The organism is Moraxella sp. K1664 (assembly GCF_039693965.1).
In the GTDB taxonomy this organism is placed as follows: domain Bacteria; phylum Pseudomonadota; class Gammaproteobacteria; order Pseudomonadales; family Moraxellaceae; genus Moraxella.
In genome coordinates, this window is sequence record NZ_CP155576.1 from 1,452,012 (window position 1) to 1,466,877 (window position 14,866).

Below are 14,866 nucleotides of genomic sequence, written 5' to 3' on the forward strand. Positions count from 1 at the left end.
ATGTTATATTCTCAAACATTCAATCACCGCACGCAAGGCAGGCGAGACTTTGCGGTGCGGATAATACAAATAAAGAGCAGGCAAGGACGGACAAAACGCTTGCAATACCGCAATCAGCTCCCCTGTCGCCAACTCATTTTTTACCAAACTCTCTGGCAGATACGCCAAGCCCAGCCCATGCAGGCAGGCGGTTTTTATGGCGTTGTCATCATCACAGACAATGTTGGCAGGCGGTGTGATTTTGACCGTTTCGCCATGCTCACTAAATTCCCATTCGTACAATTTGCCCGTACTCATCACATAGCCCACACTTGGAAAATGTCCCAATTCGCTAATGGCTTTGACAAATCCATGTTTTTCAAACAAGGCAGGTGAGCCGACCACGCACATTTTTAATGGCTCGCTGATTTTGGTGGCTATCATCATTTCATCAACATCATCACCCAACCGCACGCCAGCATCAAAGCCTTGTGTGATGATGTCCACAAACTGATTTTCGGCATGAAATTCAAGCACAATCTCAGGATATTGATGATTAAAATGAGCAAGGCGTGGGATGAAGATGTCGATGATGACTTGCAGTCCTGCTGTGATTTTGACCGTGCCTGTTGGGGTGTCTCGGTAATGGGCAAGGCGGTCAAGCTCGCTGTCAATGCTGGCAAAGCTCTTTTGGGCGGTGGCAAAAAGCTGTTCGCCTGCTTGGGTTAGGGCAACCGTGCGAGTGGTGCGGTTAAAAAGTTGCAGTCCCAAGCGATTTTCCAAAAGACGAATGGTTTTGGATAAAGCAGGAGCGGAAATGCCCAATTTGGCGGACGCTTTACTAAAATTTTTCTCACAAGCGACCATATAGAAGGCATATAAGTCGTTGTAGTTTTCTTTTTGGATTTTTTGACGCATAAAATTGGATTTATTAACTTCAAGTTCATAGTATATCAACTTTTTAGCGTATTATCATCGTATTTTTAACTTGATACAATGACTTATCTTTTAATTGATAGGCTTTTTATGAAAATCCGCACCGCTTTATTATTAACCACATTGTTAGGAGTAAATGCCATGGCAAATCCTGTCCCCACATCTGTCAGCGAAATTACCATACCCGCCCAAACCATAAAACTAACCCAAGATTGGGATAAAGTTTTTCCAAAATCGGACAAGGTGGAACATCGCAAAGTCGCCTTTAAAAACCGCTATGGAATTACCCTTGTGGGCGATTTATACATTCCTAAAAACGCCAAAGACAAACTGCCTGCCATTACCGTATCAGGACCTTTTGGGGCGGTCAAAGAACAGGTTTCAGGATTGTACGCCCAAACGCTTGCCGAGCGTGGTTTTGTTACGCTTGCCTTTGACGGTTCGTACACAGGCGAAAGCTCAGGACTACCCAGAAATGTGCCAAGCCCTGAGATTAACACCGAAGATTTTTCGGCAAGTGTGGCTTTTTTGGCAAATTTAGACATCGTAGATAGCAACAAAATTGGCGTGCTTGGCGTGTGTGGTTGGGGCGGATTTGCCTTAAATTCAGCGATTAGCGACACTCGCATTAAGGCGGTTGCCACCAGCACCATGTACGACATGACCCGTGTCATGGCAAACGGCTATAACGACAGCGTGGACAAAACCGCCCGCCATACGATGAGACAGGAGCTAAGCCACACTCGTACCCAGTCATCACAACAGGGCTATGCCGATTTGTTGCCAGCGAATAATCTAAGAGCCGAAGATTTTAAAGCAGATACGCCATTGTTTATCAAAGAGTATTCTGACTTTTATACCACCAAACGGGGCTTTCACCCACGAGCGGTCAATTCTAATCCCAACGGCTCATGGGCAAGTACAGGCAGTATCGCTTTTATCAATATGCCGATTTTGCAGTACGCCCAAGAAATGCAAACCCCAGCCCTTATCGTGCATGGCGAAAATGCCCACAGTCGCTATTTTAGCGAAGACGCTTTTAAAGCATTAGGCAGCACCAACAAAGAGCTGTATATCGTACCAAACGCCACGCATGTGGATTTGTATGACAATCAGGCAGGTAAAATTCCCTTTGATAAATTTGAGCAGTTTTTTAAAGCCAATTTAAAATAAACAAAATGCCGTCTGAATGCTGATGAGTTTTGGACGGCAGGTATTTTTGGAGAGATGATGAAACGATTATGGTTTTTGGCAAGTTTATGCTTAATGGCGTGTCATGCCCAAGCCCCAAACAGTCCGTCCACACAGGAGCAATCAATGAATGAACCTACCACCCCAAAGGCACAAACCGTCAAACTGACCATAAACAATCAAGCATTTGATGTGGCGTTAGAAGACAACCCAACCGCCCAAGCCTTTACTGAGTTATTTCCACTTCAATTATCCATGCAAGACCATTTGGGCAATGAAAAATTTGCCACCTTGCCAAAGGCATTGCCAAATAATGACAAGCTTGTGGGGCAAATTCATGTTGGCGATGTCATGCTGTATCAAGGCGATACGTTGGTGATTTTTTATGAAAGTTTTTATAGTGATTATCGCTATACTCGCATTGGCAAAGTTATCCAAACGGACGGATTAAATCAAGCATTGGGGCGTGATAGAGTTGATGTTCAAATCAACCACTAGCCAATCACTCCACCCAAAACACCCCAAAAGCCACTCTGCCCAAGCAGGCGACTTGACCTACTACGCCCCTTGGGGCAATTTAGCCATATTTACGGGCAATTTTGGCAGTGCATCAGGGTTGGTTTATTTTGGGAGAATTGATAAGGGTTTGGATGAATTTACCGCATTGCCTGATAACGCCATAGTAACCATTAAGGTTTGTGATGAGATGAATAGCGGGATAAATCATTTTTACTGATACCTGTATATAACAATTATCAATTTTTATAATAATATCAATCTTTGTATAATAGGCTTTTTATTTGCTTATGATGAATGATTATGAAATTATCCGCACTTAGCCTTGTGCCAGTCCGTCAAGGACAAACGCATAAACAAGCCATTGAGACCATGCTCCGTGAAGCTCGCCTTGCCGATGAGCTTGGGTTTGAGCGGTATTGGATTGCCGAACATCACAACATCAAAGCCTATGCCAGCACCGCCACGCAGATTTTGGTGGGGCAGATTTTGCACCATACCGACCGCATTAAGGCAGGGGCAGGCGGGGTAATGCTACCCAATCACGCCCCGCTACTTGTGGCAGAGCAATACGGCACGCTGGCAACCTTGTATCCTAACCGTGTGGAGATTGGGGTGGGGCGAGCAAGGGGAGCTGACCCCATGACCGCCCGAGCTTTACGCAGGCAGGCGACCAACCATGAGCAAGACGTTGCCGATTTGCAAGGCTATTTTGGGGCGGAACAGCCCCATGGGGTCAATGCCATACCTGCGATGAATACCCAAGTTCCACTTTATGTGTTGGGGTCAAGCACGACAAGTGCCTATTTTGCCGCCGAGCGTGGCTTGCCTTATGTGTTTGCGTCCCATTTTATGCCCATGGAGCAACAGCAGGCGATTGCCATTTATCGCCAAAATTTCAAGCCGTCTAAGCATTGCTCCAAGCCTTATGTGATTATCTGCTGGAACATTGCCGTTGCCGAGACGGACGAAGAAGCCCATTATAACAACAGCACGCTGATTCAACTGTTTTTAAATGAACAACGTGGCATTAACATTCCCATTCAGCCCCCTGTGGCACAGATTGACTATTATTCGGCAAGCGAAGAGCGTTCTATTGCCATGCAAACGGCAGGGATTTTTATTGGTAGCAAACAGACCGTTGCCAAACAATACACCAAGTTTCGCCAAGAATTTGCAGGCGTGGACGAAATCATGTGTACGGGCTATATTTGGGACGAAGACAAAATGCACCAGTCGTATCGTTTATTTAAAGAGATTGTTGATGAGTATGAATTGATAAATGGGTAATGCGGTATGGGTAAATGCAAGACAGGCAACATTATCAATCTGCCCTATATCCACATATCACAATTATCAATTTTCCAAAATAACCCAAACCCTTTATAATACCCATATTTTCAATCATCTAGGAAACATCATGACCTATCCCACCCAATCCTACGCCGCATTTAGCCCAACCACACCACTTGCCTCACACAGTTTTGAACGCCGTGAACTGCGTGCAGACGATGTGCTGATTGACATTATGTACTGTGGCGTGTGCCATAGCGATTTGCACACCGCCCGTAACGACTGGGGCTTTACCCACACTTATCCGATTGTGGTCGGACACGAAATCATCGGACGCATTGCCAAAGTCGGCGACAACGCCCATAAATTTAAAGTTGGTGATTTGGTGGGTGTGGGCTGTATGGTGGATTCTTGCCGTACCTGCTCGCCCTGTTCGCACGGTTTGGAGCAGTACTGCGAACACGGCAACACAGGCACTTACGGCAGTCTTGACCGCCATGACGGCACGCTGACCCAAGGCGGTTACAGCACGTCTATCGTGGTGAGCGAAGATTTTGTGTTAAAAGTATCCGAAAATCTGGACACCCAAGCGGTCGCCCCGCTACTGTGTGCAGGCATTACCACCTACTCGCCCCTGCGTTATTGGAAAGTTGGCAAAGGCACCAAAGTGGGCGTGGTCGGACTGGGTGGACTTGGGCATATGGCGGTCAAACTTGCCCATGCTATGGGGGCGGACGTTACGCTCTTTACCCGCTCGCTTGGCAAATCCGATGACGCTTACCACTTGGGGGCGAGCCGTGTGGTGCTATCCACCGATGAAAATCAGATGAAGGAAGTCGCCAGCACCTTTGATGTCATCATTGACACCGTGCCATACACCCACGATTTAAAGCCTTATGTACCGACACTTGCCTTGGACGGTACGCTGGTGCTGGTCGGTTTGGTGGGCGAGCTGGAACAAACCATTAATACCGTGCCGATGATTATGGGTCGCCGTAGCATTTCTGCGTCTGTGATTGGCGGAATTGCCGAGACCCAAGAAATGCTGGATTTTTGTGCCGAGCATAATATCGTGCCAGATGTGGAAATGATAAATATGCAGGACATTAACACCGCCTATGAGCGTATGCAAAAAAGCGATGTGAAATATCGCTTTGTGATTGATATGGGGAGTTTGAGGGGGTAAGGCTCTTTGGGAAATAAGGGAACACCGCTCAGCGAATCGTTGGGCGGTGTTTTTTTATGATTTAAAAATTTAAACCACTTCAATCCAATCACGGTCGGCTAATGCCCCCAGTGCGATTTGGTGGATAAGCTCACTCGGTGCGGTGCAAAGGCTTGATAAGACACGGATTTTATAGCCCTTGGCAAGGGGCGATAAGGCGGTGTGGGTTACGCAGTTTTGGGTCATGATACCGCATACGTCCACCTGCTCAATGCCGTGTTCTTTTAGAATATCAAGCAAACCCGTGTTTAAAAAACTGTCGGCGTGGGCTTTTTGTACAAGCGGTTTGTCCGCCAAAATGTCTGCTACCGATGAATGCAGTTCTGCTCCGTGCGAGCCTTTGGCAAATAGCGGATAATCTTCCGCCATGATGTGCTGAACGCCAATGACAAGCGTGCCGTTATCGGATACGCTTTGGGCGTGTTTGGCGATGTCGCTTGCGATAGCGTCTACGTTGAACTGGTCAAATTTACCATTTGCCGAGCCAAAATATTCGTTTTGTACGTCAATGACTAATAGGGCGGTTTTCATAAAATAGCCTTAAAATTAAATGGATTTGGTGATATTTTAGGATAAGTAATATGATTTGACTATGGGCAATATTGCCATTTATCGCAAGGATTTTGCCGTTTTTATGTTTTGAAATTGTTCCAATTTTAATGAGCAAATGTTATAATGCGGTTCTATTTTATCAATTCATGGGAGTTTAATATGGAAAATTTTGTATGTTATGATATTCAAGATGTGGTTAATGATTTCTGGGAGAAAAATAAGGATGAAAAACACCGTTATAGAAGTTTTGATTTTTGTTATTCGCATTTTTATTTTTCAAAAATCAATAATAAGATTGATATTGAGAAAAGTTGTTATGTATTATGGTCTTACCTAGCAAGTTGGGGGATGCTTCGTGGGTCAAGTTTTTTATTGCAAAAAAATCCATTTTATTTAAAAGATTTGGTTGAATATATTTACAGCCAAGATATATCGGTTTGGGAAATTGATGTTGATGGTTATAATGATAATATTGAAAGAATATTAAACCTTTATGAAAACGTTAAAGAGCGTGTTATTCTAAATGCAGAAAGAGAGTTAGTGTTGGTTACAAAGATATTGCTCGGTGTATTTGCTATTATACCTGCGTATGATACTTATTTTTGTGAAACTTTTAGACAATTTTCCGATTGTAAATTTAGAAAATTTAATAAGGCATCGCTAGAAGCTATCCATGAGTTTTATTTAGCAAATAAGGATGTTATTGATGAATTGCAAACACAAGAACAAGCAAAAGTCTGTAATTTTAACGGAGATGAAACTTCTTTAAAATACACCAAAGCCAAAATCATTGATATGTATGGTTTTGAAAAAAGTTTTTCGGTAGATAAATTAAAAATAAGTAAATAATGCACACCCCACCCAAACTCACCCTATACGCCCAAAACGGCTGTAACGATTTTGTCTTTAATTTGCCATTTTCGCTGTTTCAAGCTCAAGTGGACGGCAAGGCGTTGTTTGAATTTAGCGTATGTAGCGATAGCGGTCGTGCGATTATGACCGAATTTGGGGTAAAGATTGCCGTGCAGGGCAATTTATCGCTTATGGATAGTGCCGACATCATCGTGATTGCAGGGTGGGTGGGCGATATGCCAAGCAGGGTATTTGTGGAAAAACTGCAATCGGCTCACCAAAACGGCAAAAAAATCATCGGCTTATGCTATGGCACGTTTGGGCTAGGCTATGCGGGCATATTATCAGGTCGTACGGTGGTTACGCATTGGGCAGGCGAGTGGGCATTTCGTGAGCAGTTTGCCGACATTGCCCTAGATGGCAATCGCCTGTATGTGGATGACGGCAACATTTTGACGTCGGCAGGGGCATCAGCTGGGCTGGACTGCTGTTTGTATTTTATCCGTACGCTGTATGGCGTGAGTGTGGCGAACCATTTGGCACGGGTCTATGTGTCCGCTCCACACCGTGAAGGCGGTCAGGCTCAGTTTGTGCAAATGCCTGTAACGAGCCACACCAAAGATGATAAGATTAACGAGCTCCTTGATTTTTTGAGTAAAAATCTGGCTGATACGCACCGATTGGACGAGTTGGCGGATAGGGTGCATTTGTCCAAACGAAGTTTTAACCGTCATTTTAAAAACGCCACTAACATGACCTTATCGGAGTGGCTCACCGCCAAACGCCTAGCTTATGCCCAAGAATGCCTAGAAACAAGCAATGATAATATGGAGCGTATCGCCCAAAAGGCAGGTTTTGGTACGGCGAGTAATTTGCGTATGCAGTTTAAGGATAAATTTGGCGTGTCCCCGCAAGCGTGGCGGAGAAGTTTTGGGGGTGGGTAGTATGCATTAACCCACCCCAAGCACCCCAAGCGTATCCTTTTGCACTTTTAAAATATCGGCGTGTATCGCCAATCCCTTATGTGCCAATGCTTTTGGGATAATGGCATGGTGCGGATTAACCGTGATATAAAAAGCATTGGGGAGTTGATGAGTGAGTTGCCAAAACGGTTCTTGGATAAACATCGGGGTCATTCGCCCAACGCCAAGTTCCAAAAATACGATGTTTTGACCGCCAAACTCGTCCAAAAATTCACGGATTTTGCGGTATTCGTCTTGGTATTTTTTGCCTTCCAAAAACACGGGCGAACGCACCCACGGCTCCATTTCTCGTCCACATTTTGGGCATTTGGGGATATGCTCGTCTGCCAAGCACAGGTCATTATCGATGAGTTTGTCCAACTTGGGATAAATCTCGCTGGCATCATAAATCTCATCATGACACCGCCGACTGCACTGAATATACCGCCAGTCGCCCTGAATGGCACTGACCTTATCGGTGTCAAACACTTTTTCAAATTGAAAATCCTGATTGGTTGTCATCACATGAAAAGTCTTATTTTTCATGAGTTTGGCAATGTCGGTATACGTCTCACCCACATCAGCGTCCAAAATCATGCTAATCCAATGGGCAAAAAATCCCCACCGCTCACGGCTGTTTTGATAGCGATGATACAAGCCGTCAAAACCGCTCTGATAGCCGTATTTGTCCCGAAACGCACTCATCTGACGCACAAAATGCTCATCAGGCTCATAATAATGGCGAAAACCGCTCGCCGCCGACATTCCACTTGCTCCACCCACCAAAATGGCGTCCGCTTGTGTCAATTTATCGGCAAACAGGCGAATTTTGTCGTCATACGCCAAATCCACCCCAGCAGGTGCAATTTCTGAACCAAAACTAAACCCATATCTAGACATTTAATAGCCCCTTTAACTCGCTTACAGAATTTGGCACATCATCTTCGGTTGCAAGCACGAGCTGTTTACCAAATTCTGCCAATTGTTTACTTTCATTAATTCTTAAAAACTTCTTATCCAAAGCGTCCAAACCCAGCCGATAACGGTCTAGTGCGTCTGCGTCTTTAAATAAGCGATATAAAAATAGGGCGTTTTTATTATTATCAGACTGTTTGGGAATTTCATTCATGCCAATATCATCAGGCAGGTCATGATAATAACTTGCCCAATAACTTTCTATATAAAAAGGCAATTCATATTTTTGACAATAATCTTTATAATCATCTGCCCCACGTTTGCCATGACCGATATCATAACCGTCATCAAATCGTTCGCTGTCGTGAAATACGGCGGTATGACAAAGTATGGTTTTGCTTTTATCATCAAGCCCTAATTTATCTGCTAATATCAAGGCATATAACAGTACTCGCCCACAATGATTGATACCGTGTAAATGACTGTCAAAATGAAATGCTATTTTTTGGCATAACAATTCATACCAATGGTCAAAATCATTTTGCAGGTGCTGATAAATTGTTTGATTAAAAATATTGGCGTGTAAATATTGCTGTAATGTCATCTTGTTGCCCAATCGTGAATAACACTTGCCAAATCGCCATTAACCCCCACCGACCGATTTGCGATTTCATCGGGTATCCACAGCTCGCCTTTATTGATGCTGATATAAAAGGCATTGGGATTTTGGTAGGTGTATTGCATAAAAGGTTGTTTGATGAGCTGATTTCTTATGCTCACGCCCAATTCCAATAAAACCGTATTGCCATGTTTGCCCTGTGCCAATATGTCTTGATAGGCGTGTCTTTTTTGTTGCCATGTTTTATCAAAAACAAAATGCTCATCAAGCTGAACGTGGATTTTTAATTCACCACTGCATTCTTGGCATTTGGGAATGTCTGATGTGGCAATTGCCCCATTTTCGATTTGTGCCAACTGGGTCAAAATATCCGTGCCGTCAAATACGCTTTGGCAGGTTTGGCATTCTAAATCTTTGCCTACGCCTTCAATTTCAAACAAGCGATTTTCATCAAAACCTGCTAGGCGAAAATGGTTGTCAAAATTACTGGTAACAACAAAATAATTTTTATCTTGGACAAGCTGATACAAATCATTCATCACCATAGTAACGGGGCGTTTGATGTTCATATAATGATAAAGTCTGGCAAAATACGCCCAATAATTTTCAGGCTGCCTGAAAGGATAAAAACAGCCCCGAATGATGTTATTAAAGCCAAACTTTTGGGCAAAGTCGCCAAAATGGTCATAAAAATCTTGGTTTGAGCCAAAAATATGAATGCCTTCACTAATGGATAAGCCGTTACTTGCCCCGATGATGAGCGTGTCGGCAGAGTGGATTTTGTCTAAGGCGTGCTGTAATTCATTCATAACGCATTGCTTTTTGTGGATAGTTTGGTTATTATAATTCATATGATTTTTTTAACAAGTATGCACTTTTTTGGTAGATACTATCTTTTTGGATAGTTAAAAGGATAACGAGATGACCGATTTTGTTCCGCTTAGTTTTGATGATGAAACGCCTTATTTTAATTACACCTTGTCTATTATTAACGGCAAATGGAAATTGTTGATTATTTTTGTATTAGCAAAATATGAAGTGGTGCGATACAACGAATTACGGCGACTTTTGGGTGGTACGATTACCTTTAAAATGCTGTCAAACACCCTAAAAGAAATGGAAAATGACGGCTTGGTCAATCGCAAAGAATACCCGCAAATCCCGCCCAAAGTAGAATACAGCCTAACTGACAAGGGGTTGTCTTTAATGCCTGTGGTGCGTGCGATGTGTGATTGGGGTGGGAAGAATTGTTCGGAGCATGGCGATGTGGTAAATGTGAACGGCTAAATCCCAACATTCCCAACACCGCCAAAATCGGTTACAATACCCCTTTTTATTATCCATAAAAGCACAATGACCAACTACACCACCCAAAACCTAGAAGTCCTAGAAGGGCTAGAACCCGTCCGCCGCCGCCCTGGTATGTACACCGACACCACACGTCCCAACCACCTTGCCCAAGAGGTTATTGACAACTCGGTGGACGAGGCGTTGGCAGGACACGCCAAGCACATCACCGTAACCTTGCACGCTGACGGCTCGCTGTCGGTGCTTGATGACGGACGGGGTATGCCCACCGACATTCACCCTGAATTTAAGCAGTCGGGCGTGGAGCTCATCTTGACACGCCTACACGCAGGGGGCAAATTTAGCACGGATAATTATGCCATTAGTGGCGGTTTGCATGGCGTGGGCATTAGCGTGGTCAATGCTTTATCCAAGCGTGTGGACGTGGTTGTGTGGCGAGACGGCACGCAGTATCAGATGAGTTTTGAGCATGGCGTACCGACAACGCCCCTAATCCACGAGCCGTCCCCCACCAAGAAAAAACGTGGCACACAGGTGCGATTTTGGGTAGATGAGCAGTATTTTGACAATCCCAGATTTTCAATCAAATCGCTAAAACACAACCTAAAAGCCAAAGCCGTGCTATCGGCAGGGCTAAAAATTGACTTTATTAGTGAAATTGAACCAAGTGATAGCGAAAGCTGGCAATACACAGACGGCGTGGTGCAGTATTTGACCGAACAGCTTGGCGAGCTTGCCATTATCCCTGATACGCCATTTTATTTTAGCCAAGAGCCGACAGGGGGCGAACGTGGTGGGGCGACTTTTGCCATAGCGTGGCTACCCGAATCAGGTACGCCCATTTGCGAAAGCTATGTCAACCTAATCCCCACCGCACAAGGCGGTACGCACGTCAATGGGCTACGCACAGGCATTACGGACGCACTGCGTGAGTTTTGTGAAATTCATAGTCTGTTGCCCAGAAACGTCCGCCTAACCGCCGATGACGTGTGGGACGGGGTCAATTATATTTTGTCCTTAAAATTTGCCGAGCCACAGTTTAGCGGTCAAACCAAAGAACGCCTGTCAAGCCGTGAAGCGTCTCCGCTCGTGCAGACCCTTGCCAAAGACGCATTTAGTCTATGGCTAAACGCTCACCCCGACACCGCCAAAGCCATTGCCGAGCTTGCCATTAGTAAAGCAGGAAAACGGCTCAAATCCGCCCAAAAAGTTGCCCGCAAAAAAATCACCCAAGGACCTGCCTTACCGGGTAAACTAGCCGATTGTAAGGGCGAATTTAAAGACGGGGCGGAACTGTTTTTGGTGGAAGGCGACAGTGCAGGCGGTTCAGCCAAACAAGCCCGAGACCGCCATTTTCAGGCGATACTGCCTTTGCGTGGCAAAATCCTAAACACATGGGAAGTCTCACACGACACCGTACTATCTAGCCAAGAGATACACGACATTGCCATTGCCATAGGGGTAGACCCAGCGTCTGACGATTTGTCCGAATTACGCTATGAAAAAATCTGTATCCTAGCGGACGCAGACTCGGACGGCTTGCACATTGCCACGCTTATTTGTGCGTTGTTTGTCAAGCATTTTCGCTCGCTTGTGGAAGCAGGACATTTGTTTGTCGCCATGCCCCCACTGTATCGCATTGACATCGGCAAGGACGTGCATTATGCCTTGGACGATGATGAATTGAACGCCATTTTGAAAAAAACAAAATCCAAAGGCAAACCGCAAATTACCCGCTTTAAGGGCTTGGGCGAGATGAACCCCGACCATTTGCGTGAGACGACCATGAACCCCGATACCCGCCGTTTGGTACAGCTTGATATTGATGATTTTACTGCAACAAGTGGCGTTATGGATATGCTTTTGGCAAAGAAACGAGCGTCCGACCGCAAGGCGTGGCTAGAACGCAAGGGCGATTTGGCGGATTTGGCGGTATAAGATGACCGCTTGCCCCATTTTGTCCGCCTTGTCTGCCCTAAATGACGTGCCTTATCCTTTATATGTGGCGTGTAGTGGCGGGCGAGATTCGCTCGCTCTGGCGTATGGCTGTTATCTGTTGTATCAGCAGGGTAAATTGGACAGGCTGCCCACGCTCCTGCACGTTCATCACGGTATGCAACAGGCAAATGACGACTGGGCGAGACTGGTGGGAGCGTGGGCGGACGAGCATGGATTTGACTGGCAAATTCTGCCTTTAACACTGACCAAAAAAACCGAAACATCAGCACGCACCGCCCGTTATCAAGCACTCATGGGGGCGATGACAGATGATGGCGTGCTACTGGTGGCTCATCATGCCGATGACCAAGCCGAGACGGTGCTTATGCGACTGATTAATGGAGCAGGCGTGCAGGGCTTATCAGGCATGAGAGCATGGCGAGCCAAAACCGTACAAGGGCGGACGATGAGCCTACATCGCCCCTTGCTCGGTGTGTCTCGGCACGAGATTACCGCATTTGCCCACGCCCACGCCTTGCCCTATGTGGACGACCCGACCAATGAGATGACCGACAACGCTCGCAGTCTTATCCGTAATGACATCTTACCACGCCTAACCGCCCTAAACCCCAAGGTTCGCCAAAACATCGCTCGCACCGCACATCTCATGAATGACGCTTACGCACTCATCAGCGAAACGGTGTTTGAATTGGTTAAAAAATGCACCCTTGATACGACCCACACGCCTTTTGTGAGCTGTTTGGACATTCATGCATTACGCACGCTGTCGGCACATGAGCAGTCGGCGGTGGTGCGGTTTTTTGTGCAAGCGGATAACCCCCTACCGCCCAGCTATCAGACCGTCAGCGATACCCTAGCATTGACCGCTCGTGATGATGGCGACCATAGCACACAGATTTTTTGGCAAGGCGGTGATGATGGCGATGACGTGAATGGTAATGGCAGGGCGGTGGTGCTGTGCCGTTATAAAAATGCCCTGTATCGCTATCATCACGAGCTGTGGTTGTTATTACAAAATGAGATGAGTGATGATAAAATCGCCCTAAATTCATCTAAAATTATCCTAAAACAAAACGCCACATTTGCCATTTTTATGGATTTTCATGATGGTTTGCGTGAATTGTTGATGGATAAATCGGCTTATATTCGACCTGTTCGCCGTGATGAGCGGTTGCGGATTTATGAGCCGTATATGGATAAGGACGGTCAAACCCACATCGGCTTTACCAAATTAAGCGGTAAAAAACTCTACCAACGCCTAAGCATTCCCACATGGCACCGTGCTAATCTGTGGGGGCTGTATGTCCATGATGAGATGGTGCTTGTGATGAGCATGGATAAGTGGTGGCTGACTGACAGTGCTATGTTCCATGCCTTGCGTGGGGCGTTTGATGATGGACGGTGGGGGCGGACGTTGCTTGTGGTGGATAGAGTGTGAAAGTTTTGCACAATTGGGGCATTTCATGTAAAATGGCGGATTGGTTAGAATTTTAAAAGAGTGATAATAGGACAATACATGACGGACTTTCACGCATTACAAAATAAAACGGTGGTATTCATCGGTGGCGGTAACATGGCAGGGGCGATGATTGGGGGGTTATTGACCGCCAAACGTTGTCATGATTTGACCTTGACCGTTGGCGTGTCGGACAAAAATACCGATAAGAGAGAATGGTTCGCCAGTCAAGGCGTATTGACCGCCACACCTGACACCGCCCATGAACTCATCACAAAGGCGGACGTGGTGGTGCTTGCCGTTAAGCCCCAAGTGCTGATGGACGTTGCCCCAAGCCTTGCCCCATATTTGGCGGATAAGCTCGTCTTGTCAGTGTTGGCAGGCGTGCCATGTGCGACACTCCAACGAGCCTTAGGCTGTGGGCGTGTGGTGCGTGCCATGCCAAACCTACCGTCTGCGGTGGGAGCAGGGGCGACAGGGCTGTATGCCGATGAGACGGCAAGCCCGTCCGATAGGGACGTGTGCGAGGCAGTCATGACAAGCTGTGGCATGGCGGTGTGGGTGGACGATGAGACCAAACTGCACGCTGTTACGGCGGTGGCAGGCTCTGCTCCTGCGTACTTTTTTTATGTGCTAGAACACATGACCGCCCAAGCGGTGGCAATGGGGCTGACTGCCGATGATGCTCATCGTTTGGCGGTGCAAAGCATGATAGGGGCAGGACTGCTTACCAAAGATGGCGACCCACAGGCACTGCGTATGAGCGTAACATCAAAAGGCGGAACGACCGCACAGGCGTTGGCTTCGTTAGAGCGTGATGACGTCGGCGGTGCGTTTGGGCGGGCGATGGTGGCGTGCTATGACAGAAGTGTGGAGCTGGGTGGATTGTTTGATGATAAATAATTTAAATTTTACTTCATTCCCAACTTAAAATAGCAACTTATTAATTTTTTAATCATTATTTTGGATTGTAGGGGTAGTTTATTTGCCCTTGATAAATCAATTTAAAAGGTGCGTGGTACACACCTTACCATACTAAAATTTAATCACAATTTGCCAATATTATTTAACCCACATCATTTTAACAATGACTGATGATAGAA

16 protein-coding genes are annotated in these 14,866 nt (G+C 45.9%); 11 read left to right on the forward strand and 5 right to left on the reverse strand.

Features of this window, described 5'->3' with window-relative positions; all coding sequences use genetic code 11:
* Positions 1 to 3: 3 nt before the first annotated feature.
* Entirely contained in the window at positions 4 to 897 is an 894-nt protein-coding gene (locus tag AAHK14_RS07400; protein WP_065256444.1) for a LysR family transcriptional regulator, read from the reverse strand.
* Between the two features lie 108 nt (positions 898 to 1,005).
* Here AAHK14_RS07400 and AAHK14_RS07405 point away from each other — a divergent pair, with 108 nt between their 5' ends.
* The 5 genes from AAHK14_RS07405 (at position 1,006) to AAHK14_RS07425 (ending at position 5,101) form a co-directional block, all read left to right on the forward strand.
* Positions 1,006 to 2,088 carry an alpha/beta hydrolase gene (locus AAHK14_RS07405; protein WP_065256443.1) on the forward strand — a complete coding sequence of 361 codons (1,083 nt, stop codon included), beginning with the start codon at positions 1,006 to 1,008 and terminating at the stop codon, positions 2,086 to 2,088.
* 57 nt (positions 2,089 to 2,145) lie between these two features.
* A complete protein-coding gene (locus AAHK14_RS07410; RefSeq protein ID WP_227514745.1) occupies positions 2,146 to 2,604 on the forward strand; it encodes a cyclophilin-like fold protein in 459 nt (152 codons plus the stop codon).
* Positions 2,585 to 2,842, forward strand: a complete 258-nt coding sequence (locus tag AAHK14_RS07415) for a cyclophilin-like fold protein (protein WP_065256442.1) — start codon at positions 2,585 to 2,587, stop codon at positions 2,840 to 2,842. Before AAHK14_RS07410 ends, AAHK14_RS07415 begins: the two co-directional genes overlap by 20 nt.
* 83 nt (positions 2,843 to 2,925) lie before the next feature.
* Positions 2,926 to 3,912 carry an LLM class flavin-dependent oxidoreductase gene (locus AAHK14_RS07420; protein ID WP_065256441.1) on the forward strand — a complete coding sequence of 329 codons (987 nt, stop codon included), beginning with the start codon at positions 2,926 to 2,928 and terminating at the stop codon, positions 3,910 to 3,912.
* Between the two features lie 130 nt (positions 3,913 to 4,042).
* Entirely contained in the window at positions 4,043 to 5,101 is a 1,059-nt protein-coding gene (locus tag AAHK14_RS07425) for an NAD(P)-dependent alcohol dehydrogenase (RefSeq protein ID WP_065256440.1), read from the forward strand.
* A 69-nt stretch (positions 5,102 to 5,170) separates the two neighbouring features.
* On the opposite strand, the gene AAHK14_RS07430 is transcribed toward AAHK14_RS07425, so the two are convergent.
* A complete protein-coding gene (locus tag AAHK14_RS07430; protein WP_065256439.1) occupies positions 5,171 to 5,671 on the reverse strand; it encodes an isochorismatase family protein in 501 nt (166 codons plus the stop codon).
* A gap of 180 nt (positions 5,672 to 5,851) precedes the next feature.
* Between AAHK14_RS07430 and AAHK14_RS07435 the strand changes: the two genes are divergently transcribed.
* Together AAHK14_RS07435 and AAHK14_RS07440 are read left to right on the forward strand one after the other, a co-directional pair.
* Positions 5,852 to 6,541 (forward strand): hypothetical protein, encoded by a 690-nt coding sequence (locus AAHK14_RS07435; protein WP_065256438.1) that lies wholly within the window; start codon positions 5,852 to 5,854, stop codon positions 6,539 to 6,541.
* A complete protein-coding gene (locus AAHK14_RS07440) occupies positions 6,541 to 7,488 on the forward strand; it encodes a helix-turn-helix domain-containing protein (RefSeq protein WP_065256437.1) in 948 nt (315 codons plus the stop codon). Before AAHK14_RS07435 ends, AAHK14_RS07440 begins: the two co-directional genes overlap by 1 nt.
* A 6-nt stretch (positions 7,489 to 7,494) precedes the next feature.
* On the opposite strand, the gene AAHK14_RS07445 is transcribed toward AAHK14_RS07440, so the two are convergent.
* Genes AAHK14_RS07445 through AAHK14_RS07455 form a run of 3 tightly spaced genes read right to left on the reverse strand, consistent with a single transcriptional unit; the run spans position 7,495 to position 9,849 of the window.
* Positions 7,495 to 8,406, reverse strand: coding sequence for a hypothetical protein (locus AAHK14_RS07445; RefSeq protein WP_065256436.1), 912 nt, complete (start codon positions 8,404 to 8,406; stop codon positions 7,495 to 7,497).
* A complete protein-coding gene (locus tag AAHK14_RS07450; RefSeq protein WP_065256435.1) occupies positions 8,399 to 9,025 on the reverse strand; it encodes an HD domain-containing protein in 627 nt (208 codons plus the stop codon). The genes AAHK14_RS07445 and AAHK14_RS07450 overlap by 8 nt, the downstream gene beginning before the upstream one ends.
* Positions 9,022 to 9,849: a Sir2 family NAD-dependent protein deacetylase gene (locus tag AAHK14_RS07455; RefSeq protein ID WP_065256434.1), complete on the reverse strand. Its 828-nt coding sequence runs from the start codon at positions 9,847 to 9,849 to the stop codon at positions 9,022 to 9,024. The genes AAHK14_RS07450 and AAHK14_RS07455 overlap by 4 nt, the downstream gene beginning before the upstream one ends.
* Positions 9,850 to 9,961: 112 nt before the next feature.
* On the opposite strand from AAHK14_RS07455, the gene AAHK14_RS07460 reads away from it, so the two are divergent.
* From AAHK14_RS07460 to proC, 4 genes are all read left to right on the forward strand, one after another.
* Positions 9,962 to 10,327 (forward strand): helix-turn-helix domain-containing protein, encoded by a 366-nt coding sequence (locus tag AAHK14_RS07460; protein WP_065256433.1) that lies wholly within the window; start codon positions 9,962 to 9,964, stop codon positions 10,325 to 10,327.
* A gap of 66 nt (positions 10,328 to 10,393) precedes the next feature.
* On the forward strand, positions 10,394 to 12,286 hold the full coding sequence (parE, locus tag AAHK14_RS07465) for a DNA topoisomerase IV subunit B (RefSeq protein WP_065256432.1): 1,893 nt from the start codon (positions 10,394 to 10,396) through the stop codon (positions 12,284 to 12,286).
* A gap of 1 nt (position 12,287) precedes the next feature.
* Positions 12,288 to 13,745: a tRNA lysidine(34) synthetase TilS gene (gene tilS / locus AAHK14_RS07470; protein WP_065256431.1), complete on the forward strand. Its 1,458-nt coding sequence runs from the start codon at positions 12,288 to 12,290 to the stop codon at positions 13,743 to 13,745.
* A gap of 78 nt (positions 13,746 to 13,823) precedes the next feature.
* Positions 13,824 to 14,666: a pyrroline-5-carboxylate reductase gene (proC, locus tag AAHK14_RS07475; protein ID WP_065256430.1), complete on the forward strand. Its 843-nt coding sequence runs from the start codon at positions 13,824 to 13,826 to the stop codon at positions 14,664 to 14,666.
* The last annotated feature ends 200 nt before the right edge of the window (positions 14,667 to 14,866 follow it).

What these genes read in the sequence shown, in the direction of transcription:
- AAHK14_RS07440 (WP_065256437.1), top strand. Translation starts at nt 6,541, where the DNA reads ATGCACACCCCACCCAAACTCACCCTATACGCCCAAAACGGCTGTAAC.
- tilS (WP_065256431.1), top strand. Translation starts at nt 12,288, where the DNA reads ATGACCGCTTGCCCCATTTTGTCCGCCTTGTCTGCCCTAAATGACGTG.
- parE (WP_065256432.1), top strand. Translation starts at nt 10,394, where the DNA reads ATGACCAACTACACCACCCAAAACCTAGAAGTCCTAGAAGGGCTAGAA.
- AAHK14_RS07435 (WP_065256438.1), top strand. Translation starts at nt 5,852, where the DNA reads ATGGAAAATTTTGTATGTTATGATATTCAAGATGTGGTTAATGATTTC.
- AAHK14_RS07425 (WP_065256440.1), top strand. Translation starts at nt 4,043, where the DNA reads ATGACCTATCCCACCCAATCCTACGCCGCATTTAGCCCAACCACACCA.
- AAHK14_RS07445 (WP_065256436.1), bottom strand. Translation starts at nt 8,406, where the DNA reads ATGTCTAGATATGGGTTTAGTTTTGGTTCAGAAATTGCACCTGCTGGG.
- AAHK14_RS07420 (WP_065256441.1), top strand. Translation starts at nt 2,926, where the DNA reads ATGAAATTATCCGCACTTAGCCTTGTGCCAGTCCGTCAAGGACAAACG.
- AAHK14_RS07415 (WP_065256442.1), top strand. Translation starts at nt 2,585, where the DNA reads ATGTTCAAATCAACCACTAGCCAATCACTCCACCCAAAACACCCCAAA.
- AAHK14_RS07400 (WP_065256444.1), bottom strand. Translation starts at nt 897, where the DNA reads ATGCGTCAAAAAATCCAAAAAGAAAACTACAACGACTTATATGCCTTC.
- AAHK14_RS07460 (WP_065256433.1), top strand. Translation starts at nt 9,962, where the DNA reads ATGACCGATTTTGTTCCGCTTAGTTTTGATGATGAAACGCCTTATTTT.
- AAHK14_RS07450 (WP_065256435.1), bottom strand. Translation starts at nt 9,025, where the DNA reads ATGACATTACAGCAATATTTACACGCCAATATTTTTAATCAAACAATT.
- AAHK14_RS07405 (WP_065256443.1), top strand. Translation starts at nt 1,006, where the DNA reads ATGAAAATCCGCACCGCTTTATTATTAACCACATTGTTAGGAGTAAAT.
- AAHK14_RS07430 (WP_065256439.1), bottom strand. Translation starts at nt 5,671, where the DNA reads ATGAAAACCGCCCTATTAGTCATTGACGTACAAAACGAATATTTTGGC.
- AAHK14_RS07410 (WP_227514745.1), top strand. Translation starts at nt 2,146, where the DNA reads ATGAAACGATTATGGTTTTTGGCAAGTTTATGCTTAATGGCGTGTCAT.
- AAHK14_RS07455 (WP_065256434.1), bottom strand. Translation starts at nt 9,849, where the DNA reads ATGAATGAATTACAGCACGCCTTAGACAAAATCCACTCTGCCGACACG.
- proC (WP_065256430.1), top strand. Translation starts at nt 13,824, where the DNA reads ATGACGGACTTTCACGCATTACAAAATAAAACGGTGGTATTCATCGGT.